At 51.0% G+C, this 26,528-nt stretch carries 21 protein-coding genes; 17 read left to right on the top strand and 4 right to left on the bottom strand.

Translation table 11 applies throughout. The annotated features are described in order from the left end of the window. The first annotated feature begins 6 nt into the window (after nt 1-6). The 7 genes from pflB to MKY12_RS20295 all read left to right on the top strand — a co-directional run bounded on the left by pflB (nt 7) and on the right by MKY12_RS20295 (nt 9,171). Nucleotides 7-2,268 (top strand): formate C-acetyltransferase, encoded by a 2,262-nt coding sequence (gene pflB / locus MKY12_RS20325; RefSeq protein WP_076079923.1) that lies wholly within the window; start codon nt 7-9, stop codon nt 2,266-2,268. 123 nt (nt 2,269-2,391) lie between these two features. After that, complete coding sequence (pflA, locus tag MKY12_RS20320; protein WP_339310502.1) at nt 2,392-3,129, top strand: pyruvate formate-lyase-activating protein; 738 nt, start codon at nt 2,392-2,394, stop codon at nt 3,127-3,129. A 198-nt stretch (nt 3,130-3,327) separates the two neighbouring features. Further along, a complete protein-coding gene (locus MKY12_RS20315) occupies nt 3,328-4,731 on the top strand; it encodes an extracellular solute-binding protein (RefSeq protein WP_339310501.1) in 1,404 nt (467 codons plus the stop codon). A 75-nt stretch (nt 4,732-4,806) separates the two neighbouring features. Continuing rightward, a complete protein-coding gene (locus MKY12_RS20310) occupies nt 4,807-5,691 on the top strand; it encodes a sugar ABC transporter permease (RefSeq protein WP_036731879.1) in 885 nt (294 codons plus the stop codon). Continuing rightward, entirely contained in the window at nt 5,691-6,521 is an 831-nt protein-coding gene (locus MKY12_RS20305) for a carbohydrate ABC transporter permease (RefSeq protein WP_209871210.1), read from the top strand. Before MKY12_RS20310 ends, MKY12_RS20305 begins: the two co-directional genes overlap by 1 nt. A 27-nt stretch (nt 6,522-6,548) precedes the next feature. Beyond that, nucleotides 6,549-8,402 carry a sensor histidine kinase gene (locus tag MKY12_RS20300; RefSeq protein ID WP_339310498.1) on the top strand — a complete coding sequence of 618 codons (1,854 nt, stop codon included), beginning with the start codon at nt 6,549-6,551 and terminating at the stop codon, nt 8,400-8,402. Beyond that, on the top strand, nt 8,380-9,171 hold the full coding sequence (locus MKY12_RS20295) for a response regulator (RefSeq protein WP_339310497.1): 792 nt from the start codon (nt 8,380-8,382) through the stop codon (nt 9,169-9,171). Before MKY12_RS20300 ends, MKY12_RS20295 begins: the two co-directional genes overlap by 23 nt. Before the next feature lie 102 nt (nt 9,172-9,273). Here the strand turns inward: MKY12_RS20295 and MKY12_RS20290 are convergent, their stop codons facing one another. The 3 genes from MKY12_RS20290 to MKY12_RS20280 all read right to left on the bottom strand — a co-directional run bounded on the left by MKY12_RS20290 (nt 9,274) and on the right by MKY12_RS20280 (nt 12,569). After that, on the bottom strand, nt 9,274-9,867 hold the full coding sequence (locus MKY12_RS20290; protein ID WP_339310496.1) for a nitroreductase: 594 nt from the start codon (nt 9,865-9,867) through the stop codon (nt 9,274-9,276). Between the two features lie 10 nt (nt 9,868-9,877). Further along, nucleotides 9,878-10,825, bottom strand: a complete 948-nt coding sequence (locus MKY12_RS20285; protein WP_051478595.1) for an iron-siderophore ABC transporter substrate-binding protein — start codon at nt 10,823-10,825, stop codon at nt 9,878-9,880. Between the two features lie 160 nt (nt 10,826-10,985). Further along, nucleotides 10,986-12,569, bottom strand: a complete 1,584-nt coding sequence (locus MKY12_RS20280; protein WP_339310494.1) for a helix-turn-helix domain-containing protein — start codon at nt 12,567-12,569, stop codon at nt 10,986-10,988. 307 nt (nt 12,570-12,876) lie between these two features. On the opposite strand from MKY12_RS20280, the gene MKY12_RS20275 reads away from it, so the two are divergent. The 8 genes from MKY12_RS20275 (at nt 12,877) to MKY12_RS20240 (ending at nt 22,919) form a co-directional block, all read left to right on the top strand. Continuing rightward, nucleotides 12,877-15,153, top strand: coding sequence for a stalk domain-containing protein (locus tag MKY12_RS20275; protein WP_339310492.1), 2,277 nt, complete (start codon nt 12,877-12,879; stop codon nt 15,151-15,153). 173 nt (nt 15,154-15,326) lie between these two features. Beyond that, nucleotides 15,327-15,788 (top strand): Fur family transcriptional regulator, encoded by a 462-nt coding sequence (locus MKY12_RS20270; RefSeq protein WP_036731890.1) that lies wholly within the window; start codon nt 15,327-15,329, stop codon nt 15,786-15,788. A gap of 2 nt (nt 15,789-15,790) precedes the next feature. After that, nucleotides 15,791-16,054 carry a membrane protein insertion efficiency factor YidD gene (yidD, locus tag MKY12_RS20265; RefSeq protein ID WP_339310490.1) on the top strand — a complete coding sequence of 88 codons (264 nt, stop codon included), beginning with the start codon at nt 15,791-15,793 and terminating at the stop codon, nt 16,052-16,054. Nucleotides 16,055-16,412: 358 nt separating this feature from the next. After that, a complete protein-coding gene (gene metG, locus MKY12_RS20260) occupies nt 16,413-18,440 on the top strand; it encodes a methionine--tRNA ligase (RefSeq protein WP_339310489.1) in 2,028 nt (675 codons plus the stop codon). A 200-nt stretch (nt 18,441-18,640) separates the two neighbouring features. Further along, a complete protein-coding gene (locus MKY12_RS20255) occupies nt 18,641-19,618 on the top strand; it encodes a zinc ABC transporter substrate-binding protein (RefSeq protein WP_339249551.1) in 978 nt (325 codons plus the stop codon). 33 nt (nt 19,619-19,651) lie between these two features. Beyond that, entirely contained in the window at nt 19,652-20,401 is a 750-nt protein-coding gene (locus MKY12_RS20250) for a metal ABC transporter ATP-binding protein (protein WP_036731897.1), read from the top strand. Between the two features lie 892 nt (nt 20,402-21,293). Next, the gene (locus MKY12_RS20245) at nt 21,294-22,097 is read left to right on the top strand and encodes a metal ABC transporter permease (protein WP_339310488.1); all 804 of its coding nucleotides are present in this window, start codon (nt 21,294-21,296) and stop codon (nt 22,095-22,097) included. A gap of 108 nt (nt 22,098-22,205) precedes the next feature. After that, the gene (locus tag MKY12_RS20240) at nt 22,206-22,919 is read left to right on the top strand and encodes a cytochrome c biogenesis protein CcdA (RefSeq protein ID WP_036698435.1); all 714 of its coding nucleotides are present in this window, start codon (nt 22,206-22,208) and stop codon (nt 22,917-22,919) included. Nucleotides 22,920-22,928: 9 nt separating this feature from the next. Here MKY12_RS20240 and splB read toward each other — a convergent pair whose 3' ends face one another. Continuing rightward, the gene (gene splB, locus MKY12_RS20235) at nt 22,929-23,999 is read right to left on the bottom strand and encodes a spore photoproduct lyase (RefSeq protein WP_200869605.1); all 1,071 of its coding nucleotides are present in this window, start codon (nt 23,997-23,999) and stop codon (nt 22,929-22,931) included. Between the two features lie 199 nt (nt 24,000-24,198). On the opposite strand from splB, the gene mntR reads away from it, so the two are divergent. Next, nucleotides 24,199-24,624 carry a transcriptional regulator MntR gene (gene mntR, locus MKY12_RS20230; protein WP_036698430.1) on the top strand — a complete coding sequence of 142 codons (426 nt, stop codon included), beginning with the start codon at nt 24,199-24,201 and terminating at the stop codon, nt 24,622-24,624. Nucleotides 24,625-24,798: 174 nt separating this feature from the next. After that, complete coding sequence (locus tag MKY12_RS20225; RefSeq protein WP_339310486.1) at nt 24,799-26,484, top strand: family 10 glycosylhydrolase; 1,686 nt, start codon at nt 24,799-24,801, stop codon at nt 26,482-26,484. Nucleotides 26,485-26,528: the final 44 nt, after the last annotated feature.

Raw genomic sequence — 26,528 nt, 5'->3', positions numbered from 1 at the left:
TTTAGCATGTCGGTGATTGAAAAAGAAGTATTAGAAGCAAAATCGGGTTGGAGAAATTTCACAAAAGGTGTCTGGGCCAAGAAAGTTGACGTTAACAACTTTATTGCAAAGAACATCAAGCCTTATGAAGGAACTGAAGATTTCCTGGTTGGACCTACCAGCAATACAACTGAACTGTGGAAGATTATCTCCCAGCTGAGCAAGGAAGAAAGAGAAAGAGGCGGCGTATGGGACGTTTCCCTCGATACTGTCTCCACCATCACTTCCCACGCTCCTGGCTACATTGACAAGGATAAGGAACAGATTGTCGGCGTTCAGACTGACGCGCCTTTCAGACGTTCCATTCAGCCGTTCGGCGGTATCAAGATGATGATCGATGCTACTAAGGCTTATGGCTTCGAGCTTCCGCAGAATATCGTTGACATGTTCACGAACATCCGCAAAACGCATAATCAAGGCGTATTTGATGCATATACACCAGATATGAGAGCTGTGCGTAAATCCGGCGTAATCACAGGCCTTCCTGATGCTTATGGCCGCGGACGTATCATCGGCGACTATCGCCGTATTGCTCTGTATGGTATTGATTTCCTGATTAAAGACAAGAAGCAGCAACTGGCTGAGCTTGAAGTTGACTCCATGACAGAAGATGTTATCCGTCTGCGTGAAGAGCTGTCCGAGCAAATGCGTGCTCTTGGCGAACTGAAACAAATGGCTGCAGCTCATGGTATGGACATCTCCAAACCGGCTACGAACTTCAAAGAAGCTACACAATGGGTATACTTCGGTTATCTGGCAGCTGTTAAAGAACAGAATGGTGCGGCAATGTCCCTTGGACGCGTATCTTCCTTCCTTGATATCTATGTTCAACGCGACGTTGAAGAAGGTACTCTGACTGAAGAGCAAGCTCAAGAAATCGTTGACCATTTCGTAATGAAGCTGCGTATCGTGAAATTCCTGCGTACGCCTGACTATAACGACCTGTTCTCCGGCGACCCAACTTGGGTTACAGAATCCATCGGTGGTATGGCTGAAGACGGCACAACCCGCGTAACCAAGAACAGCTTCCGCTTCCTGCATACCCTGTACAATCTGGGACCTGCTCCAGAACCAAACCTGACTGTACTGTGGTCTGAGAAGCTTCCTGAAGGCTTCAAAAAATATTGTGCCAAAGTATCTATTGAGACCAGCGCTATCCAATATGAGAACGATGATGTAATGCGTCCATACTGGGGTGAAGATTATGCGATTGCCTGCTGCGTATCCCCAATGCGTATCGGTAAGCAAATGCAGTTCTTCGGTGCCCGTGCCAACCTGGCTAAGGCTCTGCTGTATGCGATCAATGGCGGTAAAGATGAGAAATCCGGTGCACAGGTAGGTCCTGAATATCCTGCGATCACTTCTGAATACCTGGATTATGATGAAGTAATGAAACGCTTCAAACCAATGATGGAATGGCTGGCTAAGACTTATGTCAATACGCTGAACATCATTCACTATATGCATGACAAATATTCCTACGAACGTATCGAAATGGCGCTGCATGACCGCGACATTCTGCGTACTATGGCTTGCGGTATTGCCGGACTGTCCGTTGCTGCTGACTCCCTGAGCGCAATCAAATACGCTAAGGTTAAGCCAATCCGCAACGAAGAAGGCATTGCTATCGACTTTGAAACTGAGGGTGAATTCCCTTGCTACGGTAACAACGACGACGCTGTTGACGGCATTGCTGTTGAGCTGGTTGAAACCTTCATGTCGATGATCCGCAAAAACAAAACGTATCGTGATGCTGTGCCGACTCAATCGGTACTGACTATCACTTCAAACGTTGTTTATGGTAAAAAGACTGGTACTACTCCTGACGGACGTAAAAAAGGTGAACCATTCGCTCCTGGTGCTAACCCAATGCACGGACGCGACAAGAAGGGCGCCCTGGCATCCCTGAACTCTGTTGCCAAACTTCCTTACTCCGATGCACAGGATGGTATCTCGAATACCTTCTCCATCGTTCCTAAGGCGCTGGGTAAAGACGAAGATTCCCGTAAGTCCAACCTGGTCTTCATGATGGACGGATATTTCCACAATAACGCTCAGCACTTGAACGTTAACGTATTTAACCGTGAACAGCTGCTCGATGCTATGGATCATCCGGAGAACTATCCACAGTTGACGATTCGCGTATCCGGCTATGCTGTTAACTTCATCAAGCTGACCCGTGAACAACAGATGGATGTTATCAACCGTACATTCCACGATTCCATGTAAGAAGCATTCTTGTTCTACAAGAACTGAAATCAATCAAAGAGCTGCCGCCCTTGCAAGAGGGCGGTACACTCTTGTCTGAAAGTGGTTAAAATTTTAAGTTTTTTTTCGAAAGGATGACATCTCATGCTTAAAGGACATATCCACTCTTTGGAGACGTTTGGAACGGTGGATGGCCCGGGTATCCGCTTCGTGCTTTTTATGCAGGGCTGCCTGCTCAAGTGTCAATACTGCCACAACCCGGATACATGGGAACTCAATGAAGGCAAGGAAATGACCGTCGAGCAAGTACTGGCGGAAATTGAGCCTTACCTGAATTATTATAAAACGTCCGGCGGCGGCCTGACCGTATCCGGCGGTGAACCAACCCTCCAGGCGCATTTCGTGAAGCAACTGTTCACCGAGGTGAAGAAACGCTGGAATCTGCATACCACGCTTGATACCAACGGCTATAATGATGGATCGAAAATCAGCGACCTGCTGGATGTTACTGACTTGGTGCTCTTGGACCTGAAGCATATTGATGATGAAGCGCATATCAAGCTGACCGGTAAGTCCAACGACCGTACCTTGAAGCTGGCCCGCTGGTTATCCGATAATAACCGTAAAATGTGGATTCGCCATGTCTATGTTCCAGGCATTCACAACAAGGAAGAGGATCTACAGAATCTTGGACGGTTCATTGGCACACTTAATGGAGTAGAGAAGTTCGAAATCCTGCCTTATCACGTAATGGGCATCTACAAATGGAAGGAGCTTGGCCGTCCCTATGAGCTTGAAGGGGTAGAGTCACCTTCCGATGAAGAAGTGCAGCGTGCGTACCGGCTGATTGAAGAAGGCCGTATGCAGACCGCATTGGTCTAATTGCATATAATAATTTCGAAAGCGGAGCTTCTATTCTGAGGAGTTTCGCTTTTTTCTATGTCAGGAAACCTGACTGAATCCGCTTCCATTAGAGGATTTTATCCCTATTGAAGATAAATCTTAACCTTACGATTACAAATGTGATTTTCTATAATTAGAGTTGTAAGGGAAATCATGAAATAGGGAGGGTCACCCGTAATGAGAAAAAGTCTAACACTGCTGTTGTCCCTGATGTTCGTTAGCTCGGCGCTGCTGGCTGGCTGTGGAGGCAACAAGAATAATGCGTCTCCGACGACAGAGCCTGCTGCAACGAATGAGGCTGCTGCTACCAATGCTGCCGCAACGGAAGAACCGGCTAATGCTGAGCCTTTTGAAATGACGATCCGTCATACCCAGGTTGGAGCGGACAAACAGAAACGACTGGCTATTCTGGAGGATGTGGTGGGCAAGGTGCAGGCGGATGTGCCTGGACTGACCTTCAAGCTTGATGGAGTAGATTCGGATGTGAACCGTAAGGAGAAGCTGCGCGGTGAAATGGCGGCCGGTAACCCTCCGGAGATCTTCGACCTGTTCGGCAGCCCGGACTCCAAGATCTATGCCAAAGAAGGCAAGCTGCTGGACCTGACCCCGATCCTTGATGAATTAGGCATCAAAGACAAATTCTCTAATCTGGACCCGTTCACCTATGAAGGTAAGATTTACGGTCTGCCGATCGGCGGCTCCGGAGAGGGGTTCTTCTATAATAAAGAATACTATACCAGCAAGGGCTGGAAGGCTCCGACAACCTTCGCCGAACTGGAGAAGCAACTGGCTGATATTAAAGCAGATGGTAAAGTGCCGATGGCCGGTGCCTCCAAAGCAGGCTGGGTACCGCTGATGCTGGCCAACCATCTCTGGTCCCGTTATGCCGGACCGGATGTGACCGCGAAGTTCGCTACCGGTGAAGCGAAGTGGAATGATCCGAATGTTATCAAGGGCTTGGCGAAATATAAGGAATGGGTGGATAAAGGCTACTTCAAGAAGGGAGAGCTGGGCTTCGAATATGCTGAATATACGACCCAGTTCACCAGCGGTGAAGCCATCCTGATGTATGACGGGACCTGGAAGTCTTCCGTGTTCAAAGCCGGCCAATCCGGCGAAGGTCTAATCGGCAAGGTCGGCTTCTTCAATATTCCGGCTGTTGAAGGCGGAGTGGGGGATCAGACGGCGCTGATGCGCGATGTGAACAATGGTTATGGCTTCTCCGCTTCGGCGGGTGAAGATGAGCGGCAGCTTGCAGCAGTGAAATCCTTCATTAAGAATATGTTCAATGAAGAGATGCAGCTGCGCGGTCTGGTAGAGGACGGAGTCCTGCCAGCCATGAAGATCGATCAGGCTGTGCTGAACAAGAACATTACGGATGATCTGATGAGTGAGATTGTCGCGGTATTGAACAGCTCCCAGTCCTCCTTCCCGGCCTTTGACTCACTGGTGCAGGCGGATGTCACCACTGAAATCAGTAATATCCAGATTCAGAGCCTGATCGGCGGGCAGACGACTCCTGAGAAGATGGGCGAAGCGCTTCAGAAGATACAGGAAGAGGCTAATGCAGCGGTGGAATAAGAGACGGTGAACTGTATGTGCCCTGGTGCTTGCTCCAGGGTGCATTTTTCAAAAGAAAGCAATATGGAGGTAGCTATGAATAAGGCACTGAGAAATCCTCTGGTGTTCATTCTGTTCGTTATTCCGGCACTGGTGCTGTTCGTAATGTTCTTCATCTATCCCATCTTCAGCTCCATCTACTATAGCTTCACCAGCTGGAACGGTGTATCCGAGACGGTCAAATACGCCGGAGTGGATAACTTCAAGAAAGCGCTGGGAGATGAACGCTTCTGGATTTCTGTGAAAAATAACGGGTGGTTCATTCTCTTCTCCGTAGGCATACAGGTGCCGCTGATTGTGTTCTTCTCCTTACTGATTGCGAATGTGAAGAAGCTGAAGGGACTGTACAAGACGGCGGTATTCATGCCATCCATTATGTCTACCGCGGTTATCGGGATTCTCTGGGGCTTCATCTATGAGCCGAATATTGGCTTATTCAACAAAGTGCTTGGCCTTGTCGGCATTGAGCCGGTCTACTGGCTGTCGGATGAGCGCTTCGCCATGCTGTCAATTCTGATTACGAACGCCTGGCAGTGGACCGGATTCTACATTGTAATGGTACTGGCGGCGATTCTCTCCATTCCCGGTGAGCTGGATGAAGCAGCGGCCATCGATGGCGCTACAGGGTTCCAGCGGGCTACACGCATCACTCTGCCGCTGATCGTACCGATCATCTCGGTGGTGATTATGCTCTCCATTGCCGGAGCGATGAAGGCTGCCGATATCGTCATTGTTATGACCAAGGGCGGTCCTGCGGGTTCAACCGAGGTGATGGCCACCTATATGATTAAGTATGCGATTACCAACTTCAAATACGGGTACGGCAATACGATCGCTGTTCTGATCTTCTTGTTCACACTCGTGGTAACCGCCCTCTACCAGCTGGTGTTTGCCCGCCGTACGGAAAGGATTGAATACTGATGCCGCGCCCGCTGAAAAAAAGTCTGCCGCACATCGCCCTGCTGGGGTATCTGGTGATTGTGCTGTTTCCGTTCCTCTTTGTCCTTTTCTCTTCGGTAAAGAAGGATAATAATGCGATTGCCCTCAACCCCTTCGGCATTCCGAAGAGCTTCGAATGGTCCAACTATGTGGAAGCGTGGGTAAATGCCAAGATCAGCACTTATTTTTTCAATAGCTTATATATTTCGGTTCTGGCCTCTGTAGTGTCTATTCTGCTGGCGTCTATGTTCGCCTTCGCGGTCACGCGGATGCGTCAGGGGAAGTGGAACGGCATTCTCTTCTCGCTGGTCCTGATCGGGATGCTGATTCCGAATAATGCGCTGATGCTGCCCATCTATACGATTGTCCGCAAGCTGCATATTCTCAATACCCACTGGGCGCTCATTATTCCTTACATTGCCAATGCGATTCCGTTCACGATCATTATTCTGGCGGCCTTCATGCGTTCGCTGCCCAGTGAAATTGAAGAAGCGGCGGTCATGGATGGCTTGAAGGCCCCGGGTATATTTGCTAGAATTATTGTACCTTTGACAGTTCCGGCGATGGTTACGGTATTCATTGTTAATTTCCTGGGAAATTGGAATGAGTTCCTGCTGGCCAACTATTTTCTCTCCAATGACGAGCTGCGTACGCTCCCGGTGGGGATGGTCCAGTTCCGCGATCAGTATCAGATGAATTACGCACAGATGTCGGCGGGGATTGTCTACAGTGTGGTTCCTGTTATAGTGATTTATGCGGTTCTGCAAGAGAAGATTATTGAAGGCGTCACCGCAGGCAGTGTAAAAGGATAATATCAATCATGTCAGGAGCAACAGCCGATGAATCTGCGCTACAAATTGTTTACGGCATTCTTAGGCCTGATTATCATTCCGCTGTTCATTCTTGGCATGATTATGTTCTTCGTGACTTATAATTCCATTGAGAAGAAATACAGCCAGCAGTCCGAATATTCGCTCAAAGCGATCAGCTACAGCATTTCTAATGTGTTCAAGGATATGGACAATGTGACTGACAACGGAATTGCCACCTCGGTCTTTCATATGGCGCTCAGTGCGGATGATCCCTCCAAGCAGGATTTAACCGATGCCGAGCAGCTCAGCCTGAATGCCAGCCAGCGCAATTTCCGCAGTCTGCTCTATAATCATCCGTCAATCAGCTATGCTTTCCTGTATAATTTCAACGGTAAAGGCAGCTCAGAGATCGTCTCGGTCTTCAACAAGGAGAACTTCCGCACCTTGCCCTATGATAAGTTCAAAGGCAGCGAGCTGTACCAGGAGGTCATGAAGCTGAACGGGGTTCCGAAATGGCTGGCCCCGCATGAGTACCCTGAGCTGACCGGGACGGAGGCTGTATTTACGCAAATCCGGCTGATTAAGGAGCTTAGCTTCTTTCAGAATATCGGCATTCTGGTGGTGCAGATCAAGAACTGGGAGTTCGAGTCGATTTTTCGCAATCTTAAGATTGGCGGCACCGACCAGAAGGTGTCTTTCATGCTGGTTAACGATGACGGTATGATTCTGCTGGACCCGGACAGGCAGCTGGACGGGCAGGATTTCCGCGGCTTCACCACGAAGGAGATTACGTTTAAGCCCGGCTTTCAGAGCTTCAAGACGCAGTTCGGCGGCGAGAAAAGCATTCTGTCGGTCTACCATCTCAAGGAGTATCCCTGGAGTCTGGTCTCCATCACTTCTTGGGATACTTTGTCTCATGAGGTGACGGTGTTTGCCCGCTGGTTCGTCGTAGTGATGTTCCTGTGCCTCCTGGGTGCTGTCATCTTCAATCTGTTCTTCATGAACCGGATTACAGGCGGGATTGCTGTGATCGTGCGCTTCATGCGCCGGGTGGAGGACGGTGACCTTACTACCCGTGTCGAGGAGAAGGGCAACGACGAAATGACGCTGCTGGCCAGAGGCTTCAATGATCTGATGGACAAAATCAATACATTGTTCAGCCGGGTTCATGTGGAGCAGCAGCGCAAGAATCAGGCGGAAATGCGTGTGCTGCAGGCCCAGATCAAGCCGCATTTTCTATTCAATACCCTGGAATCAATCAATGTGCTGGCTGTGCAGAATGAAGGCCGCAAGGTCAGTGAGATGGTCTACCGGCTGGCGAGTATTCTGCGGATCAGCATTCAGGACAGGGATGAAATTACGCTGGAGGAAGAGGTTAAGCATCTGCGCAATTATCTGGATATCCAGAAGTTCCGGTTCGAGGATCTGTTCGATTATGAGCTTGAAATTCCGCCAGAGCTGATGGGCTGCGGGATTCTGAAGCTTACGCTCCAGCCGCTGGTGGAAAACAGCATTCAGCATGGTTTTGAGGGGATCGGGTATAAGGGTCTCGTGAGTGTCAAGGTGTGGGAGACCCAAGGCAATCTGGTGCTGCGGATACAGGATAACGGAATCGGGATGACCCCGTCTCAGCTATCGATGTTTCAATACATGGTGAATGACGCGGCAGAGCAGCAGCCGGAAGGCAAGCCTGGGCAGGGCATTCATCTGGAGCGGCGAGGGCTAGGGGTACGAAGTGTTGCGGACCGGATACGGATCGAATACGGCGACAGATATGGGATTTTCATATGTGCAAGTCCTGGGGAAGGAACGATCATCCAGTGCGTCATTCCGAAATACGGGCAGGGGGAAGGCCATTATGCTAAAAGTATTATTGGTTGACGATGAAGCGCCTATTCTGAGCAATCTCAACACTGTGCTGCCCTGGCAGGACATGGGGATGGAGGTTGCGGGGATGGCCCGCAGCGGGATGGAGGCGCTGCGCATAGCCGAGGACTGTCCGCCCGATCTGGTGCTCTGTGATATCCGAATGCCGGTCATGGATGGGCTGACATTTATCGGCAAGCTGCGGGAGATGGGGCTTACGAGTGAGGTGCTGCTGCTCAGCGGCTACCAGGAATTCGATTATGCGCGTGAAGCCATACGGCTGGGTGTGAAGGAGTATATCTGCAAGCCGATTCATTACGGGGAGCTTGGCGACAAGGTGCGGGAGATCGGTTCGCGGATTCGCAGCAGGCAGTATAAGGATAAGTTGTACAACAGCATCCCGTTGTTTCAGGAAGTGCCTGTGGCTGATGAGCCTGCCAAAAAAACAGCGGAGCAGCTGATGAACCAGGCCGCACAGTTCATTACGGAGCGCCTTCATGCGGATCTCGGCATTGATGAGGTGGCGAATACGATTGGCATCAGCAGCAGTTATTTCTGCCTGCTGTTCAAGAACCGCTTCGGGGTGACCTTCGTGGAATATGTCACCCAGCAGCGGATTGAAGCTGCCAAATTTATGCTCGCCAGCAGTGATAAGAGCATCACGGCCATCAGCTCGGGCGTCGGTTATCAGGAACGCCGTTATTTCACCAAAGTGTTCTTGAAGCAGACGGGAATGACCCCCAAGGAATACCGCAGCAAATTCAGGACGGCTGAAGCACAGTAAGTCTGCTTTTCCAGTAATTAGGGTTGTCCCGCAAAGCCGTGAAATGGCCTTGCGGGACAGCCCTCTGTTTTTTTTAAAGCAGGAACCGACTACGATCTCTTGTCAACAATTATCCGAATGATTGCCTTCTATAACTGTCAGCAAGTCTACAGCAGCAGTACGCGGTTTTGGAGCAGGCTTGTCTTCGGGATCGAAATATCCCATATGCAAGGTGCCAACGATTTTCTCGTTAGGAGTTACACCTGCTGCTGACCGAAATGAGGAATCTTCATTAAAAGCAGTGGTCTTCCATACCACGCCGATTCCTTGTTCCCAGGCCAGCAGCTGAATGTTCTGAATCAGAGCGGCAGTTGCTGCCAGGGCCTCCTCCCAGGCTTTTGGAGGAAGGGCGCTATGCATGATCACGATGAGGTGGACCGGAATCCGCCTGCAATACGTATCATGTATCTGTGCACCGAATTGTTGAACGAATGCTTTCGGGCGTGTCTTCAGAACAGCGTCGGCAAATATTGTCCGGCCCTCCCCTGTGAACAGGATGAATCGCCAAGGCTCTTTTTTGGAATGAAAAGGTGCCCATACCGCATTGTCCAGCAAGTTGAGCAGTGTGCTCCGGGCAATGGGCATTCCATTAAATTCCTGTATGGTTCTTCTGTCGCGTATCGTTCGTATGAGCAGGCTGTCAGGAGTGGGAGTCATGGCTCGTCCCTCACGATTCCGGCAGGTAGGCATTCGAGATTTCATCGATAACCTTGCTTAGTCCGATTGGGCCATAGCCGGCAAACCACAGATTTGCATCACCGATATACACATGTTTGTTCTTGACAGCTGTAAGGTTGGCCCAGATTGAAGTGCTCATAATATTATCCAGAGCCGTCTGATTACTGTCACCTGGGCGAAGAATGATGAACATACGGTCAGGATTCAGCTCGGGAAGTACTTCTTCGGAGATGGCTACATTCCATGAGTCCTTGAAATCTATACCTTCTGTGGAAGCGGGAGTTAGTCCCAGAGGGCCGAAGAGCGTAAAATTATCTCCCGGTTGAATCAGCTGCAATTGCTTGTCCTGTATTCGCATATAGGCGACAGTCTCAGTGGCAGCAGTGGCAGCCAATTCGTTCCTTACCGCAGCTATCTTTGATTCATAATCGGCGTGGACCTGATCAGCCACAGTTTCTTTTCCGAAGATTTCTGCCGTTTGCCGGAATCGGGTCCAATCATCTTCATTTTCATTGTCGAAAAGTATCGTTGGCGCAATCCTTGATAGCTGCTCATAGTTCGCTTCGTTCAGTGTCTTAGAAGCAAGAATGAGATCCGGCTCCGCTTCGAGCAGTGCTTCCAAGTTAGGTGCTTCTCCTGAGCCAATAACGATAGTATCCTTCATTTGGTCTGACAGGTATTGGGGGAATCCCAAATCGTTGTATGTAACCATTGCATGAGGTTCAATTCCAAGTGCCAGCAGATGGTCAGCAAAAACATAAAGCATGCCCGCAACCTTTTTCGGATGTGCCGGAATTTCTATATCTCCCTTAATGGTTGAGATGATACGGGTATCCGTATTTTCAGCCGTCTTGGCAGGTACTGGAGAGGTGGAACCGGCAACCGCCGAACCTCCATTATTCCCGCTGTTGCTGCATCCAACGACTAGCCCCAGCATTATTACTCCAAGCAGGCCGATGACTCCACGGCTAAATTTGTGTTTGAATTTTCGAGTACAAGGAAACACAAGCCACACACCTTTCGCAATTGATTTTGATAATCATTATCACAATTTAATTATAAGGAGTGGCATAGGTGGGTGCCATGGACAAAAATGCTCATCGCCTGGACATATGGCTCAGGAGCAAATCGCTTGAACGGCGCAGAAATAAATCGTGGGCCATCGAGGTGTAACAGGAATAGAGACTTGAATCAGCGGCCTCGTAGACGTTTCCTTTTCGTACGGCATTTAACTCCCTCCATGCTTCTTGTGAAGCTAGCGAACGATGGATCAAATCACGCTGTGCGGAGTTACCCGATGTAAACAGAATCAGATGGTCAATGCTGCATTCCGAAAGCTGATCTGGAGTAAGAAGAATGGAATGCTCTACATTCAGTAATTGCCGGGGTCTCTCAAGCTGCAGATCTTTATACAGCACGGTACCCAAGTTACGGTTGCCGAACAGGCGGAAGCACCCGTTCTCATATTGCGCCACAGCAACTTTTTCGTCCTCCAGCTTTTCTCTGACACTGAGCCGAAGACTCTCAGCCAGCTCTTCGTACGCCTCAAGCCACTGCCGGGCGATCTCCAGACGGTTCACCGCTCTCGCAATTATCCGGAGATGCTCACGCCAATCCCCTTCAAATGGTACGGTACACGTTGGGGCAATATGGGGGAACAAGCCTGCTTTGTCCGGTTCCGCATAATCTGAATGTTCGAAGCTGATAATCAGCTCCGGCCGGGCATTTGCCAGTCTGCCGAGGTCGGGCTGATCATGCCCCAAGCTGATAACGTTATTCAAGCTATAGGCAGATCCGCGTGAATTATTAATCAATGCCGCATAAGGCGTTAAACCTAATGCCAGCAAATGAGAGGTATAGGGATGGGCCATGGAGGCAATTCGAGTGGACATACGGTGTTTTTTAACATATACAGATGGTGAAATGCCAATGGCTGATTTGAATTTACGGCTGAAATAGAACTCATCCTGATAGCCTACACGGTGCGCTGTGTCACGGAGCGTCATTTCAGAGTGGAGCAACAAATCACCCGCATGACGAATGCGGACAGAATTCAGATATTCCATCGGGCTCCGGCCCACCTGTTTTTTGAACAGCCGGGAATAATGGGCGACGCTCATTCCTGTCATTTCGGCAAGCTTTTCTCTGGTCATGGGCTGCCCGAAATGACTGTCTATATAGGCTTTGGACTGGTCAATTATTGCAGTTGAGGGAGTGCGATGCTTAGTCTCCGAACTGTCTGGTCTCCATAACTGAAGCAGCAATTCCTGAAAACGGATAGATGACTCCATTCTTTCCCAGCTGCTGCCCTGCCAGCAAGAGCAGATCAGGTCAGTCTTAGCTAACGCTTCAGACCAATGGGCAGGCGGGAAAATATCGGCCTCCAGTTCTCCGCGCTGAAGCGTATGCTGTCCGTCCATAGTATACACATCAAAGGTAAAACAGCAGTATTCCAGAGAGTGCTTCTCCTTCACTAACAAGCGCCACGGTGTATCAGGGAGCAGCAGCAGTACATCGCAAGAACCGAATTCAGAGCAATAGCCTTTAGCTTCAACTTCGCCGCTGCCTTTAATTCCTATGAGGAGGGTATGCCTGTCTGACTTATGTATTTCAGATTCAGATCCAGCCGGATTAACACAGCGGGCGTCGATAAGTTTGTATAACCCTTCAAATGGATTCATTTCAGCTTAAATACTCCTTTCACATGAAGTCTGCTACTATTATACTCTTCTGGTGACAGGTGGGGGCACCCATTAATAATGGAGATAATTGGATTTATATAGATCTTTCTTTACAAAGAATGAAACTTTTCTCCGTTGCTTGCGTCTAATACTATGTTTTGTAAAATGAACGTGGCAAAATATGCTGACGTCCTGAAGAGGGCGGTTGCGTTTTTGCGGGGATTATAAGGTGGACAGAAAGCATTGAATATACTGCCTTATACACTACAATGGGAGCAGAAGGAGTCGTACAATGAATTTTAGGAAAATGTTCTTGGTAACAGTATTAGCTGTATCACAATTAGCAGCAGCCGTTCCGGCTTTTGCAGCTCCAGTCAGCACACAAACCGTAACAGGCCATGTTGCCGCAGCGGTGGATACTTCTGAAACACAGCTTCAGCCTGAGTCAACAGACCCGTTGTCTCCGTTAATGACTGAACCGCCTGCAGGTACAGTGGTACCCACACCAACACCTGTTCCTACAGCATCACCGGTTCAAGGTATTCCAGCAATAACAGAGACTCCAGCTCCGGCTGCTACTGAGGTTCCAGGCGCAACAGCTGCTCCTGTGGACGGTACTGTGCCGACTGATGCCGTTATGCCTACGGCTACTCCGTTAACGGATACGCCTGTAACCCCAAGCATGACTACTACTTCTGCTGCAGGGGCAGGCCAGCTTATTCTGATGATGAACAGCAACAAGATGTTCAGAAACGGAACGCCTTACACCGCCAATCAGCCGATGGCAGTCAAGAACGGCGTCTCCTACGTATCGATCCGCGCAATGGTGGAAATGGTCGGCGTTGCCTTTACCTATGACGCCAAAACCAAAGAGGTCATTGTGACCAAGGGTACCAGCATTATGCGGTTCAAGACCGACAGCAAAATCTATACCGTCAATGGTACCAAGTTCACTATGAAGGGACCGGCTTACCAGTTCAAAGGCACCTTCATGATTCCGTTAACGTCCATTACCTATGCACTTAATATTCCTTATACCGTGGACAATGTGCAGAAGCGGGTTATTCTTACGCTGAATACGAAGCCGACTGCCTCCTTCACAGTTCAGCCCAAAGAAATCTATGCCGGCGAGACTACTGTGAATTATGTTACCTACAGCTCTTCCCCGAACGGTACGCCGATTGTTGAAGAGCGTTGGAGCGACAACAAGCAGGATATCTATGATCAGCCGGGCTTCTATACGGTTATGTATTCGGTACGGGATGCCAACAACATGTGGAGTGACCCTTATCCGGTAACCATTCAGGTACTGCAGCCTAATCAGCCGCCAGTAGCCCAATTCACAACAGATAAAGAAGAATACAAAATGGGTGAGCCGGTAGTCCTGACCGATACCAGCTATGATCCTGAGAATGAAGAGCTGACCGCAACCTGGAACAATCGTTCCCTGGCGTACTTCACCCCGGGACCGCTGTCCATTCAGCTGACGGTTACGGACAAGCACGGTCTTAGCAGTACTTTTGAGAAGATGATTACAATCACCAATGAACAACTGTATACACAGGATGAAGTAACGAAGCTGTTCACCATTCCGGGGGATATCATCAGTATGGACGGCGGGATGATTCCGGCGCTCCCTAACCTGCCGTATACGTTGTCGTCCGAAAGCTACACCCTGATCCGCAGTAACAGCCCGGAGACCGTTCAGACGGAAGGTGTACTGTACCGGGAGAGTTCAGTGGGCAATACGCGCTTCCTGGTGCATCATATGAACAATATGGCTACCAGACAGAAGCTCTATGTGATTGCAACGAATAACAACCTGTATCCGACAACTATTAACATCCAATATTTAGGAATTGCTGGACCGGTGACCTCACCGGAATATACTGGAAAAGTATCGATGGAGAAATACTTCAATTCCATGGTTACCGGCTTGGCCCAATCGCAAATTACCCTGCAGCCTGGGCAAAGTCTTCCGATTATGACAGACCTGAACAAAATCGCCATGAAGCCCAAAGACGTAATGTCGCTGAGCGCAGACCTGTTCAGTGATCTGCCGATTCAGTATAATGTAGTTATGGTGGAGCAGAGCAAAGATCCTGTCGCCGAGCTGCCTTATCTGCCGATTCTTGACATTGACGGCGTGCATACCCGGGGAACCTTCCCCGATTCTACCCGCGTCATGAACGTGACCGATCTGGTGGGTACCACGCAAAGCAAGCTGCTTCTGGGCGACAATAAAATGGACAAAAACCTGGACGGCCTTGATCCAATGAATGGAACATATGTTTCTAACGCCGGTAACTTCGGGGTACTGTACAAAATCGTATTGGATCGTGTTGCAGCAAACACGCTGATCACCTTCAATCCGCGCGGGGGTCCTTATCTGGGGCCGTTGATCGTAAACGGTACAATGGTGAACCTGCCCAATAAGGGCGTATTAGGCTTATCCTCAGACACGAATGCTGTCATCTACCGCACCGGAGAATATGAAGGGCGTGTGGAGATTGTGTTCTCCGTCGCCTCAGGCAGCAACCTGCCTGTGAACTTTGTCTTCACCCCGCTTCCGGCGAAAAAATAATTTCTCTACAATACAAACGGCAGCGCTCCTGAGGGGGCGGCTGCCGTTTTGTATTCTTCCGCAAGTATCTGGATGCGGGGAGGCAACAGGCACCTTTATTGACGGGGCAGTGCTTTTGGGGCATTATAAAGAGAGTGCAACACAAACGATCTAATGTTATGGGAGATGAGCGAATGCTGTCGACAGATCAAATCCTGGAAGCCATGTCGGGGCAGGGGCTGCGAATCACCGATCAGCGCAAGACGCTTGCCAAATTATTCGGCGAGAATACGGGATATTTGTCTGCGAAGGATGTATATGAGCATATGGGCCGCAAGTATAGCGGGCTGAGCTTCGATACAGTCTACCGTAACCTGCGCGTTATGGAGGAGCTGGGGGTACTGGAGCAGATTGTATTTGAAGAAGGCGTCAAATTCAAGGCAAGCTGCAGTCAGGATCACCATCATCACCATATGATTTGTCTGCAGTGTATGAAGACGTACCCGATTCAATTCTGCCCGATGAATCTAACCGATCCGCCGGATCAGTTCCGGGTGGTCAAGCATAAATTCGAGGTCTTCGGCTACTGCAAGGATTGTGAGCAGGGAAGAGAAGAAGAGCCGGCAGGGGCCGCACGTAGCAAAGAGGGACGCTGAATATGGCTAACCTACGAAGAACGGTACAGGCTCCTATCCGGGTCTACCGCAAGTTCATTTCACCGCTGAAGCCCGCTACCTGCCGGTTCTACCCGACCTGTTCGGCTTACGCGCTGGAAGCGATTGAGGTCCATGGGCCGCTGAAGGGTTCTTGGCTCGCTGCCAGGCGGATCGCCCGCTGTCACCCCTTCCATCCGGGAGGTCTTGACCCGGTGCCGCCGAGCAAAGAGCAGCCATCCGGGGACAAGCCGCTGCATACGACTTGACACAGGCCGCCGGGATGGGTATATTTTGAATAATAAGTGATATTCCGAGGAACGGATAAGTAGATGTGGACACCATTACAGAGAGCCGGGGCTGCTGGGAGCCGGTATGGGACGCCAGATTGAATATGGTCCGGGAGGAACTGTGTTCGAGCAGAAGGCCTGAAGCCGGGGCCTGCGTAAGCGCACGGCGTGTTCCAGCGTTAATGGACAGTTCCGTTAAGGAACTGACGAAGCCTGCGCTCTGTGAGGAGCCGGGGAATGTTGGGTGGTATCGCGTGAGTTTACTCTCGCCCCATAGAGGGGCGGGAGTTTTTTGTGTGAAATGGACGATTAGGGATAACGAAGGGATGATGAAGTAATGAGTGAGAACAAAACCTTTTATCTGACAACACCGATCTATTATCCGAGCGACAAGCTGCATATCGGGCATGCGTATTCTACGGTAGCCGGTGATGCGATGGCCCGCTACAAGCGGCTGCGCGGCTATGAGGTGCGCTATCTGACCGGAACGGACGAGCATGGGCAAAAGATTGAAGAGAAGGCCGGCAAGGCCGGAAAGACCCCGCAGGAGTTCGTGGACGGGATTGTAGTCGGCATTAAGGATCTGTGGAAGAAGCTGGACATCTCGAATGATGATTTCATCCGTACCACGGAGGAACGCCACAAGAAGGTGGTTGCGGATATTTTTGACCGCCTGCTGAAGCAGGGGGATATCTACAAAGGGGAATACGAAGGCTGGTACTGTATTTCGGATGAGACCTTCTACACCGAGACCCAGCTGGTGGATATTGAACGAGATGCTGACGGCAAGATTACCGGAGGAAAAAGTCCGGACAGCGGTCATCCGGTGGAGCTGGTCAAGGAGGAGAGCTACTTCTTCCGCATGAGCAAGTATGCTGACCGCCTGCTGAAGTTCTACGAAGAGAACCCGGAGTTTATCCTGCCGGAATCCCGTAAGAACGAGATGATTAACAACTTCATCAAGCCGGGTCTGGAGGATCTGGCTGTATCCCGTACGACTTTTGACTGGGGCGTTAAGGTAAAAGGCGACGAGAAGCATGTAGTCTATGTATGGATCGATGCCCTTACTAACTACATTACGGCCCTTGGCTATGGCTCGGAGGACCGCAGCCTGTATGACAAGTACTGGCCTGCAGATGTACACATTGTCGGGAAGGAAATTGTCCGCTTCCATACGATCTACTGGCCGATTATTCTGATGGCGCTCGGCGAACCGCTGCCGAAGAAGGTCTTCGCACATGGCTGGCTGTTGATGAAGGACGGCAAGATGTCCAAATCCAAGGGCAATGTGGTTGATCCGGTGACGCTGATTGACCGCTACGGTCTGGATGCCCTGCGCTATTATCTGCTGCGCGAGGTTCCCTTCGGCTCGGACGGAACCTTCACGCCGGAGAGCTTCGTGGACCGGATTAACTACGATCTGGCCAATGATCTTGGTAACCTGCTGAACCGGACGGGGGCGATGGTGGAGAAATATTTCGGCGGCGAGCTTCCGGCTTATGCCGGTCAGGTTACCGCATTTGACGGTGACCTTGAGGCAATGGTGCAGAGCACTTACGCCAAGGTGGAAGAAGCGATGGAGAAGATGGAATTCTCCGTAGCTCTGACTGCGATCGGCGCGCTGATCAGCCGGACGAACAAGTACATTGACGAGACCCAGCCTTGGGTGCTAGCGAAGGACGAGAGCCGCAGCGGGGAGCTGGCTTCGGTGATGAGACATCTGGTGGAGGGACTGCGCACCGCGTCCATTCTGCTCCAGCCGTTCTTGACCGGCGCTCCGGCGAAAATCTGGGAGCAGCTGGGCATTCAGCCGGGCGAGCTGACCACCTGGGAGAGCGGTAGGTCCTTCGGCCTGATTCCAGCAGGTACTAAGCTGGTGAAGGGCGACCCGATCTTCCCGCGCCTGGATGTGGCGCAGGAAGTAGCGTACATCGCCGAAGCGATGGGAGCCGGGAAGCCGGCCGCTGCAGAGGCGGCGCCGGCAGCGGCTGCTGTGACTCCGGAGGCGGCGGCAGCCGATCCGGAGGAAGAGGAGCATAAGGAAGAAATCGGCATCGACGATTTCGCCAAAGCAGAGCTGCGCGTCGCCCAGGTCATCGCGTGCGAGCCGGTGAAGAAAGCGGATAAGCTGCTGAAGCTGCAGCTGGATCTTGGTTATGAGCAGCGCCAGGTGGTATCTGGCATTGCGAAGTTCTACACACCGGAGGAATTGGTGGGGCGCAAGGTGATCTGCATTGTGAACCTGAAGCCGGTGAAGCTGCGCGGTGAGCTGTCGCAGGGCATGATCCTGGCCGCTTCCAAGGGCGAGCAGCTGACCATTGCAACCGTTCCGGACAGCATGCCGAACGGAGCGATTGTGAAATAAGGATGCCAAGAGCATCCGCATAATGACTGTACAGCAATCTCCGCAGGCCACAGGCAGCGGGGATTGCTTCTTTTTGCTCCAAGATAACCGGGTAGAAGGCAGCTTGCAGACTACGAAATGCAGATCGGAGTTGACTTATCGTAACGATTACTATTATAATTCTGATAGTAAATTTTACGATTTAAGGGGTCGATAGAGAAATGGTTACAAAAAGCTTGCAAAAAGGGCTGCTGCTCGCCGCTGTCCTGTTGCTTACGCTGTCGCTGGCCGCATGCGGACCGAAGAGCAACGGAAGCATTGTGGAAGGAAAAGTGAACGTTATAACTACTTTTTATCCTATATATGAATTCACTGCCGAAATCGGCGGCGAAGATGCCAATGTTATCAACCTGCTTCCTGTAGGGGTAGAGCCGCATGACTGGACCCCGCGCAGCCAGGATATCATCGCTACCTCCAAGGCGCAGCTGTTTCTCTATAACGGAGCCGGGCTGGAGGGCTGGGTACCTAATTTCCTCAAGAGCCTTGACCGTGACAGTAAAACTAAGGCTGTAGAGGTTAGCCAAGGGGTGAAGCTGATTACAACGGATGAAGACGATGGGCATGATCACGGCCATGAAGGTGAAGAGGCTGAAGCAGACGGGCATGGCGACAGTCTGCACACCGACCCGCATACATGGGTAAGCCCGAAGTCGGCGCTTGTAATGGCCAAGAATATCAAGGATAGTCTTCAATCCGTTGATCCTGCGCATACTGAAGGCTATGAGGAGCGCTACCAGAAGCTGGCGGACCGCCTGAGCGCACTGGATCTGAAGTTCACCGAAGAGCTGGGCAAGCTGCCGGGCAAGGAGATTGTCGTATCTCATCAGGCATTCTCGTATCTGGCGCGTGATTATGGACTGTCGCAGCATGCCATAATGGGGCTGTCGCCGGATGCTGAGCCGCGCGGGCAGGATCTGGTGAAGCTGGCGGCGCTGGTTAAGGCAGAGGGCATCCGTTATATTTTCTTCGAGGAGCTTGTATCTGATAAGCTGGCTAAGACACTGGCAAGTGAGACCGGTGTATCCACGATGGTGCTGAATCCGGTAGAAGGGCTGACCGAGGCCCAGCAGAAGAACGGGGACAATTATTTCACCTTAATGGAGAAAAATTTGCAAAATCTCATTCTGGCCTTACAATAATAAGGAAAGTATAAGCGAAAGGCGGTACTTCACATGCAACCGGTATCCCTGGACTGCCATCAGCATATGATCGAAATACAGGATTTGTCCTTCTCCTACGGGGAACAGAAGGTCATCTCGAATCTGAATTATACGGTAAAAGAACGTGATTTCCTCGGCATCCTCGGTTCTAACGGTGCGGGCAAGACTACGCTGCTTAAGATGATCGTCGGCTTGCTGCCTGCCACCAGCGGAGAAATCAAATTATTCGGCCAGCCGGTGCGGAGGTTCAAGGACTGGGAGCGGATCGGCTACGTTCCGCAGAAGAATGCGTTCAACCCGCTGTTTCCGGCAACTGTCCGTGAGGTCGTATTGTCCGGCCTGTATAACAACAAGAATCTGATCCGGCGGGTCTCGAAGGCCCAGCACCGGCAGTGTGAGGATGCGCTTGAAGTGATGCGGATTCAGGATATTGCCGAGAAAAGAGTCGGCCAGCTGTCCGGCGGCCAGCAGCAGCGTGTCTTCCTGGCCCGTGCGCTGATCAACCACCCGGATCTGCTGATTCTGGATGAGCCTACCGTCGGCATTGACGCCGAGACCCAGGCCGGATTCTTCGAGCTGATCATGCACATGCATGCCCATCATCATATGACCTTCCTGATGGTCTCGCATGATATCGACATGATGAAGAACTACCTGGGCAGCGAGCCGGTCCAGAAGAACGGTAAAATCAACTTCTACTGCCGCCACTCGCATGATGTGCAGGACTGCGCTGTCGATAACCTGCAGCATACGTTGTCCTGATCGTTGAGATTTGCTGATAAGAGGATAGTTACCCTGATCATTTAACGGTTTAACTGCTCGAACCGCAGCCTATTGTATTTTGTACAGTAGATTGCACGAATTTCTGCCCTTTTTGCTCTTCTGTTGCAGTTTGTACATTAGATTTTTTGAAATGGACCTTTTTCCAGCCTTTCTGCCAATATCAATTGTACGAAATACAACAGAATCTGATTATACGCTCAAAAGTGATAGTTCTGTTGTACATTCTGCAATCAGTTTTAAACGTGTGAGGATTACTTTTAACTCCCGCTTGCTGAGGGTTTGCCGTGCCCAGATTAGGGGGAAAGGGTGGGTTAATTGCAATTCGTACAACTAAATCGTCAGATGCGCCGCCAAATCTCTGTTTTGATGTATTTCGTACAATTAAAATGCCTTCGTACCTGGATTTTCGGCCATCCGGGCAAATATAGTTGTACAGAATACAGTTAGAAGAGGAAAGCCTTCCGTTTTACTGTTTTTAGTTGCACAGACTACACTTATCTCTGATTATTCGCTACGAACGCAGCTTCATCCTTACTGTATTTATGGAATTAAAATAGTAGAGTGGCATGATAAGGCCAGTAGGTCAAATATATGGGGAAAAGTATTGTAATGTAAGTAGATCCCGTCTCCTGTGAAGCGTATCCCGCAGGGAGGCAAAGCGATCCTTCCGCAAACGCTCCTAAGCGCCGCAAGTCGGTCCTCACACGCCAATTGCACTTCACGGGTGTCCAGAGGGCAGAGCCCTTGGGGCCCTCCCTTGGCGAAGGGAGGGTTTGGGAGGGATCGAAAAGGTTTCGAAAAAGCTTTCGAAAAAGGTTTCGAAAAAGCTTTTACCCTAAAAGGTTTTATAATTGTAAAGGAGATATACATCTTGGAAATCCTGTATAGTGATTTTTTCCAGCGGGCGCTGGCCGGCGGGCTGATGATTGGCATTACGGCGCCGCTGATCGGCGTTTTTCTGGTGCTGCGGCGTCTGTCTATGATCGGAGATACGCTGGCGCATGTTACGATTGCCGGGGTAGCGCTGGGCTTTCTGACGGGTTTTTATCCGCTCGGGGCGGGGCTGGTCTTTGCGGTTGTGGCCTCATTTGCGATTGAGAAGCTGCGCAAAGCCTACAAAAGCTACGCCGAGCTGTCCATTGCCATCATCATGTCGGGCGGTGTAGCGCTGGCCTCCCTTTTTTTCACCCTGGGCAAAGGGTATAATGCAGATGTAATGAGCTATCTGTTCGGCAGCATCTATACGCTCAATACTACTGATCTTATCGTGGTGGGAATCGTAACGATTGCCGTTGTGGTCGTCGTATCCTTATTCTTCAAGGAATTCTTCCTGCTCAGCTTCGAGGAGGACGCGGCCAGTGTCAGCGGACTTCCGGTGAAGCTGCTCAATATGCTGATTACGGTGTTAACGGCTCTGGTGATCAGTACGGCGATCAAGATTGTCGGCTCGCTGCTGGTATCTGCGCTGTTGACCATTCCTGTAGCAATCAGCCTGCTGCTGTCGCGGAGTTTCAAGTCCTCGGTTATTCTGTCCGTGGCGATTGCCGAGATTGCCGTCATTGGCGGACTGGTCATTGCTGGAGTATGGAATCTGGCTCCGGGAGCAACGATTGTCCTGCTGCTGATTGCACTGTTGACCTTAACCCTCATCGGCAAAAAAGGGCTGCCAGCCTAACAAACAAGCGTATAACCGGCCGCCCTTAGCACCAACTACATAACTGTATCTGTACTGCTGCTACATGAAGTGACCCGAGTGACCCCGACTATGGAAGGAGATGCGCCCGTGTCCAACCTGAATGCAGGAATCGCTTTTGCCGCCGGAGTGGCGTCATTCATATCGCCTTGCTGCCTGCCGCTCTATCCTTCTTATCTATCTTATATTACCGGCTTATCAGTGCAGGAGCTGAAGAGCGGCAGCAACAGCAAAGAGGTCCGTCTCCGGACCCTCTCGCATACGCTGGCGTTCATTCTTGGCTTTTCGGCAGTGTTCTATACGCTTGGCTTTGGAGCCGGCTTGTTCGGTGAATTCTTCAACGGGCAGCGGGATCTGATCCGTCAATTATCGGCGATCCTTATTATTGTCATGGGGCTCTTCCTGCTGGGCGTCTTCCAGCCGCAGTTCCTGCTCCGGGAACGCAAGCTGGAGCTGAGATGGAAGCCTGCCGGGTACCTGGGCTCCTTCATCTTCGGCATCGGGTTCTCGGCAGGCTGGTCTCCCTGCATAGGTCCCATTTTAACCGCTATAATTGCGCTATCGGCCAGTGATCCGGGAACGTGGTTTACAATGATTACGGCATACAGTATCGGCTTTGCACTGCCGTTCTTCGGACTGGCCTTTTTCCTGGGCGGGGCGCGCAAGATCCTGAAATACTCCAATCTGCTGATGAAGCTGGGTGGCGGGCTGATGGTATTCATGGGCATCCTGCTGTTCACCGACCAGATGTTCCGCATTACGATTTGGCTGCAGGGCATCACGCCGCGCTGGCTGATTTTCTAACTCAAGGACTTAAGTGAAATAATCAATAGCCGCTTCCGGAAAATGTTCAAAAATCCGCTCTGTGATGAATTCGCGCAGGGCGGTTTGCTGTTCGTCCGGGTAGACATATTTGTTCTGTCCCCATTTGCCCCATTTCTTTTTGCGCTTCTCGATGTCCATCTCCAGCTTCGACTTCGGATAACGCTTCTCGATGACGGTCTTGGCCGTCTTGGTGAAGCGGTGCTGGATCATTTCAAAGGTCAGCCCTTGGCCAATCCCCGGCGGCAGGGCATGCGCCAGCTTCTCTAATAGCTCGCTGTAGCCTTCTTCCCAGCCGTCATGCCAGATAATAGGGGCAATGATGAAGCCCAGCGGATACCCGGCACGGGCGATCTGTCCGGCGGCCTCAATCCGTTCCTCGAAGCGTGAGGTGGCCGGCTCGAAGTTCTTGATCACATAGTCGGCATTCACGCTGAAACGTACACGGGTATGACCGTTATGCTTCAGCTTAAGCAGCGGCTCGACATGCTGGTATTTGGTCACGAAGCGCAGCCGCCCGAGCGGCTCCTCCGCCATGAATTCGATCAGTTCCGTCAGCGAGCCGGTAATATGCTCAAGGCCGAGCGGATCTGAGGTACAGGCCGCTTCGAACGTCGTGATTTCCGGGGAACGCTCGGTGATGTATTTTTTGGCGGCATCGATGATGTCCCCGGTGTTGACATAGACACGGATGTAGGGCTTCGCTCCAAGCGTAGTCTGCAGGTAACAATAATGGCAGTGGCCCATGCACCCGGTGGCAATCGGAATCGCATAATCGGCAGACGGCTTCGACTGGTCAAAAGTGAGCGTCTTGCGCAAGCCGACCACAAGCGTCCGTTTGGCGATTTTGTATTGCTCGACTTCTGTCTCGCCCGGCAGATTGGTAATCCGGTTATGCGAGGTGGTCATGCGGTAGGGAATATTGCGGGACTTGACCCATTCCATAATCCGCTCCCCTTTGGGATAATTCAGCGCATCAGGTTCAAAGAAGACAAGCTCTGGGATGAACAGGCCGGTAGGCTTGCGCGTTCTTTTGGCAGGAGGGCGTTCGGGTGTGACTATGCTCATAATTTCACGCTCCTTAGGGATGAGGATACCGTTATTGTGCCAATCCGCAGGCGAATGGAATCATGGTAAACATCACTAAGCGGGGAAGCGGATGACCGGCAGGACTTGCCAAGGGGCGGCAGAAGCATGTATCATTGTTAGAGCAAGGCCCGGTCCCACCGTTACGCTCATTATAGAAAAGAGGTAAGCTAGAATGCCAACACCCAGCATGGAGGATTATTTGGAGCGCATATATAAGCTCATCGATGAGAAGGGTTATGCGCGGGTCTCGGATATTGCCGAGGGGCTGGAAGTCCATCCCTCCTCTGTGACCAAGATGATCCAAAAACTGGATAAGGACGAATATCTCATCTATGAGAAATATCGTGGGCTTGTCCTAACAAGCAAAGGAAAAAAAGTGGGGAAACGTCTTGTGGACCGCCATCAGCTGCTGGAGGAGTTCCTCGGGATTATTGGGGTACAGCAAGAGCATATTTATAAGGATGTTGAAGGCATTGAGCATCACTTGAGCTGGGATTCCATCACCCGGATCGAAACGCTGGTGGAGTATTTCCGCCGGGATGAAGCGCGTGTGCAGACCTTGTACGATATTCACCATGAGATAGCCAGCGATTCATAAACGTGGCTTTTTTTGTTTGATTAGCGCAACCTTTCCAGTTTTTTTACGTCAAAACGGATACCGTTCCTTTTTCACTAAGGAAGGATTCCGTTTACAAAAGAACGGCCTTCTCCCTGACCCAAGGACGAGAGGGCTATTTTTTTGTCTATACAACTTCAAGACCTGGGAGGAATTATGAATTACCGTAAATGGATTGTAGGACTGCTCGTGATTATGCTATGTCTGCCTGTATGGACGCCGGGTGTGCGCGCAGCTTCTGTGCAAATCACCATTGAACTGGATGGGGAGACGCTGAACCCGGATGTGCCGCCGTATATTACACGTACTAATGTTACGATGGTGCCGGCTGGAGTGATCAGCCAGGGACTGGGGGCCGGTGTGAAATGGGATCAGGCCAGTAAGACAGCAACCATAAGCAAGGATAATAATGTACTGCAGCTGACCAGCGGCAAAACAAGTGCTATCGTTAACGGTACAGCCGTCCGTCTGGATACTTCTGTGCAGATTACACAGGGCCGGGTCATGGTGCCACTGCGGTTTGTAAGCGAGCAGCTTGGGCTTCAAGTACTCTGGGATCAGGCTACGAAGCATATCTCCTTATATTCCGGCATGGAGATCGGCGGCCCTTCTACACCTGTGACGCCGACAGTTCCGTCAGTGCCTACACCAACTGTACCTACGCCATCTGTGCCAATACCAACGGTACCGTCACCAACCGTACCTTCCATTCCTGGTGCCAAGACCAGTAAGGCGATGAAGGGCGCCTGGGTATCCACCGTGTATAATCTGGATTGGCCCTCAACGTCTTCGGCAGGCAATCCCGACAAGCAAAAAATGGAGTTCGACAGCCTGCTGGACAAGCTGAAGGCGGCCGGATTCAATAGTGTATTCGTCCAGGTCAGACCGTCTGGAGATGCACTTTATCCTTCTCAGATCGTGCCCTGGTCCAAGGTGCTTAGCGGGACTCAGGGTAAGGAGCCCGGCTACGACCCGCTGGCCTATATGGTTAGCAGTGCCCACAGCCGGGGAATGCAGCTGCACGCCTGGTTCAATCCGTTCCGGGCTACGACCGATGCTACAGATGCCACAATAAGAGGCCTTGCCCCTAACCATGTAGCCAAGCTTCATCCGGACTGGATCGTCAAGGCGGAGAACAAGCTGTACATAAACCCGGGAATTCCGGAAGCTCGGCAGCATATTATTGACACGGTGATGGAGGTGGTCAGAGGGTATGATATCGACGGGGTACATCTGGATGATTATTTCTATCCGTCCAATGTAGCTTTTGCCGATGATACGGCCTTCAAGACCTTCAATACACAAGGGATTAGCAGCAAAGGCAACTGGCGGCGGGATAATATCAACCAGTTCATCCGTCAGCTGGGGCAGGAGATTCATGAAGCGAAGCCGTCCGTCTCTTACGGGGTCAGCCCGTTCGGGGTATGGCGCAACAAAAAAGCGGACAGCACCGGCTCAGATACTACAGCAGGGGTGTCAGCCTATGATGACATGTATGCGGATGTGCGCACCTGGATTCAGAGCGGCTGGATCGATTATGTTGCCCCGCAGGTCTATTGGAGCCTCTCCTTCAGCGCCGCCCGTTATGATAAGCTGGTGGACTGGTGGGTGAACGAGGTTAAGGGAACGAAGGTTAAGCTGTATATCGGTCTTGCCTCCTACAAGGTAGGGGATACCAAGCAGACTGCGGAATGGCAGAGCGGAGATCAGATTATCAACCAGCTCAAATATAATGAGAAATACGATGAGGTGGCTGGCAGCATCCTGTTCCGGGCGAATGATATTGTGGTTCGTGACCCGTACGGGCTAGCCAGTCTGCTCAGCTTCTATTTCAAGAGTTAAGTCATGAATAGTCCCCCGTGCTCATAGATAACAATACATTCTAT

The sequence above is a fragment of the Paenibacillus sp. FSL M7-0896 genome (assembly GCF_037975415.1).
In the GTDB taxonomy this organism is placed as follows: domain Bacteria; phylum Bacillota; class Bacilli; order Paenibacillales; family Paenibacillaceae; genus Paenibacillus_AQ; species Paenibacillus_AQ silagei.
The sequence above is the reverse complement of the archived record's forward strand: the minus strand, read 5'-3'. Positions and strand labels throughout refer to the sequence as shown.

Coding starts and splice junctions, on each gene's coding strand:
- pflB (WP_076079923.1), top strand. CDS start 7: ATGTCGGTGATTGAAAAAGAAGTATTAGAAGCAAAATCGGGTTGGAGA.
- pflA (WP_339310502.1), top strand. CDS start 2,392: ATGCTTAAAGGACATATCCACTCTTTGGAGACGTTTGGAACGGTGGAT.
- MKY12_RS20315 (WP_339310501.1), top strand. CDS start 3,328: ATGAGAAAAAGTCTAACACTGCTGTTGTCCCTGATGTTCGTTAGCTCG.
- MKY12_RS20310 (WP_036731879.1), top strand. CDS start 4,807: ATGAATAAGGCACTGAGAAATCCTCTGGTGTTCATTCTGTTCGTTATT.
- MKY12_RS20305 (WP_209871210.1), top strand. CDS start 5,691: ATGCCGCGCCCGCTGAAAAAAAGTCTGCCGCACATCGCCCTGCTGGGG.
- MKY12_RS20300 (WP_339310498.1), top strand. CDS start 6,549: ATGAATCTGCGCTACAAATTGTTTACGGCATTCTTAGGCCTGATTATC.
- MKY12_RS20295 (WP_339310497.1), top strand. CDS start 8,380: ATGCTAAAAGTATTATTGGTTGACGATGAAGCGCCTATTCTGAGCAAT.
- MKY12_RS20290 (WP_339310496.1), bottom strand. CDS start 9,867: ATGACTCCCACTCCTGACAGCCTGCTCATACGAACGATACGCGACAGA.
- MKY12_RS20285 (WP_051478595.1), bottom strand. CDS start 10,825: ATGCTGGGGCTAGTCGTTGGATGCAGCAACAGCGGGAATAATGGAGGT.
- MKY12_RS20280 (WP_339310494.1), bottom strand. CDS start 12,569: ATGAATCCATTTGAAGGGTTATACAAACTTATCGACGCCCGCTGTGTT.
- MKY12_RS20275 (WP_339310492.1), top strand. CDS start 12,877: ATGTTCTTGGTAACAGTATTAGCTGTATCACAATTAGCAGCAGCCGTT.
- MKY12_RS20270 (WP_036731890.1), top strand. CDS start 15,327: ATGCTGTCGACAGATCAAATCCTGGAAGCCATGTCGGGGCAGGGGCTG.
- yidD (WP_339310490.1), top strand. CDS start 15,791: ATGGCTAACCTACGAAGAACGGTACAGGCTCCTATCCGGGTCTACCGC.
- metG (WP_339310489.1), top strand. CDS start 16,413: ATGAGTGAGAACAAAACCTTTTATCTGACAACACCGATCTATTATCCG.
- MKY12_RS20255 (WP_339249551.1), top strand. CDS start 18,641: ATGGTTACAAAAAGCTTGCAAAAAGGGCTGCTGCTCGCCGCTGTCCTG.
- MKY12_RS20250 (WP_036731897.1), top strand. CDS start 19,652: ATGCAACCGGTATCCCTGGACTGCCATCAGCATATGATCGAAATACAG.
- mntR (WP_036698430.1), top strand. CDS start 24,199: ATGCCAACACCCAGCATGGAGGATTATTTGGAGCGCATATATAAGCTC.
- MKY12_RS20225 (WP_339310486.1), top strand. CDS start 24,799: ATGAATTACCGTAAATGGATTGTAGGACTGCTCGTGATTATGCTATGT.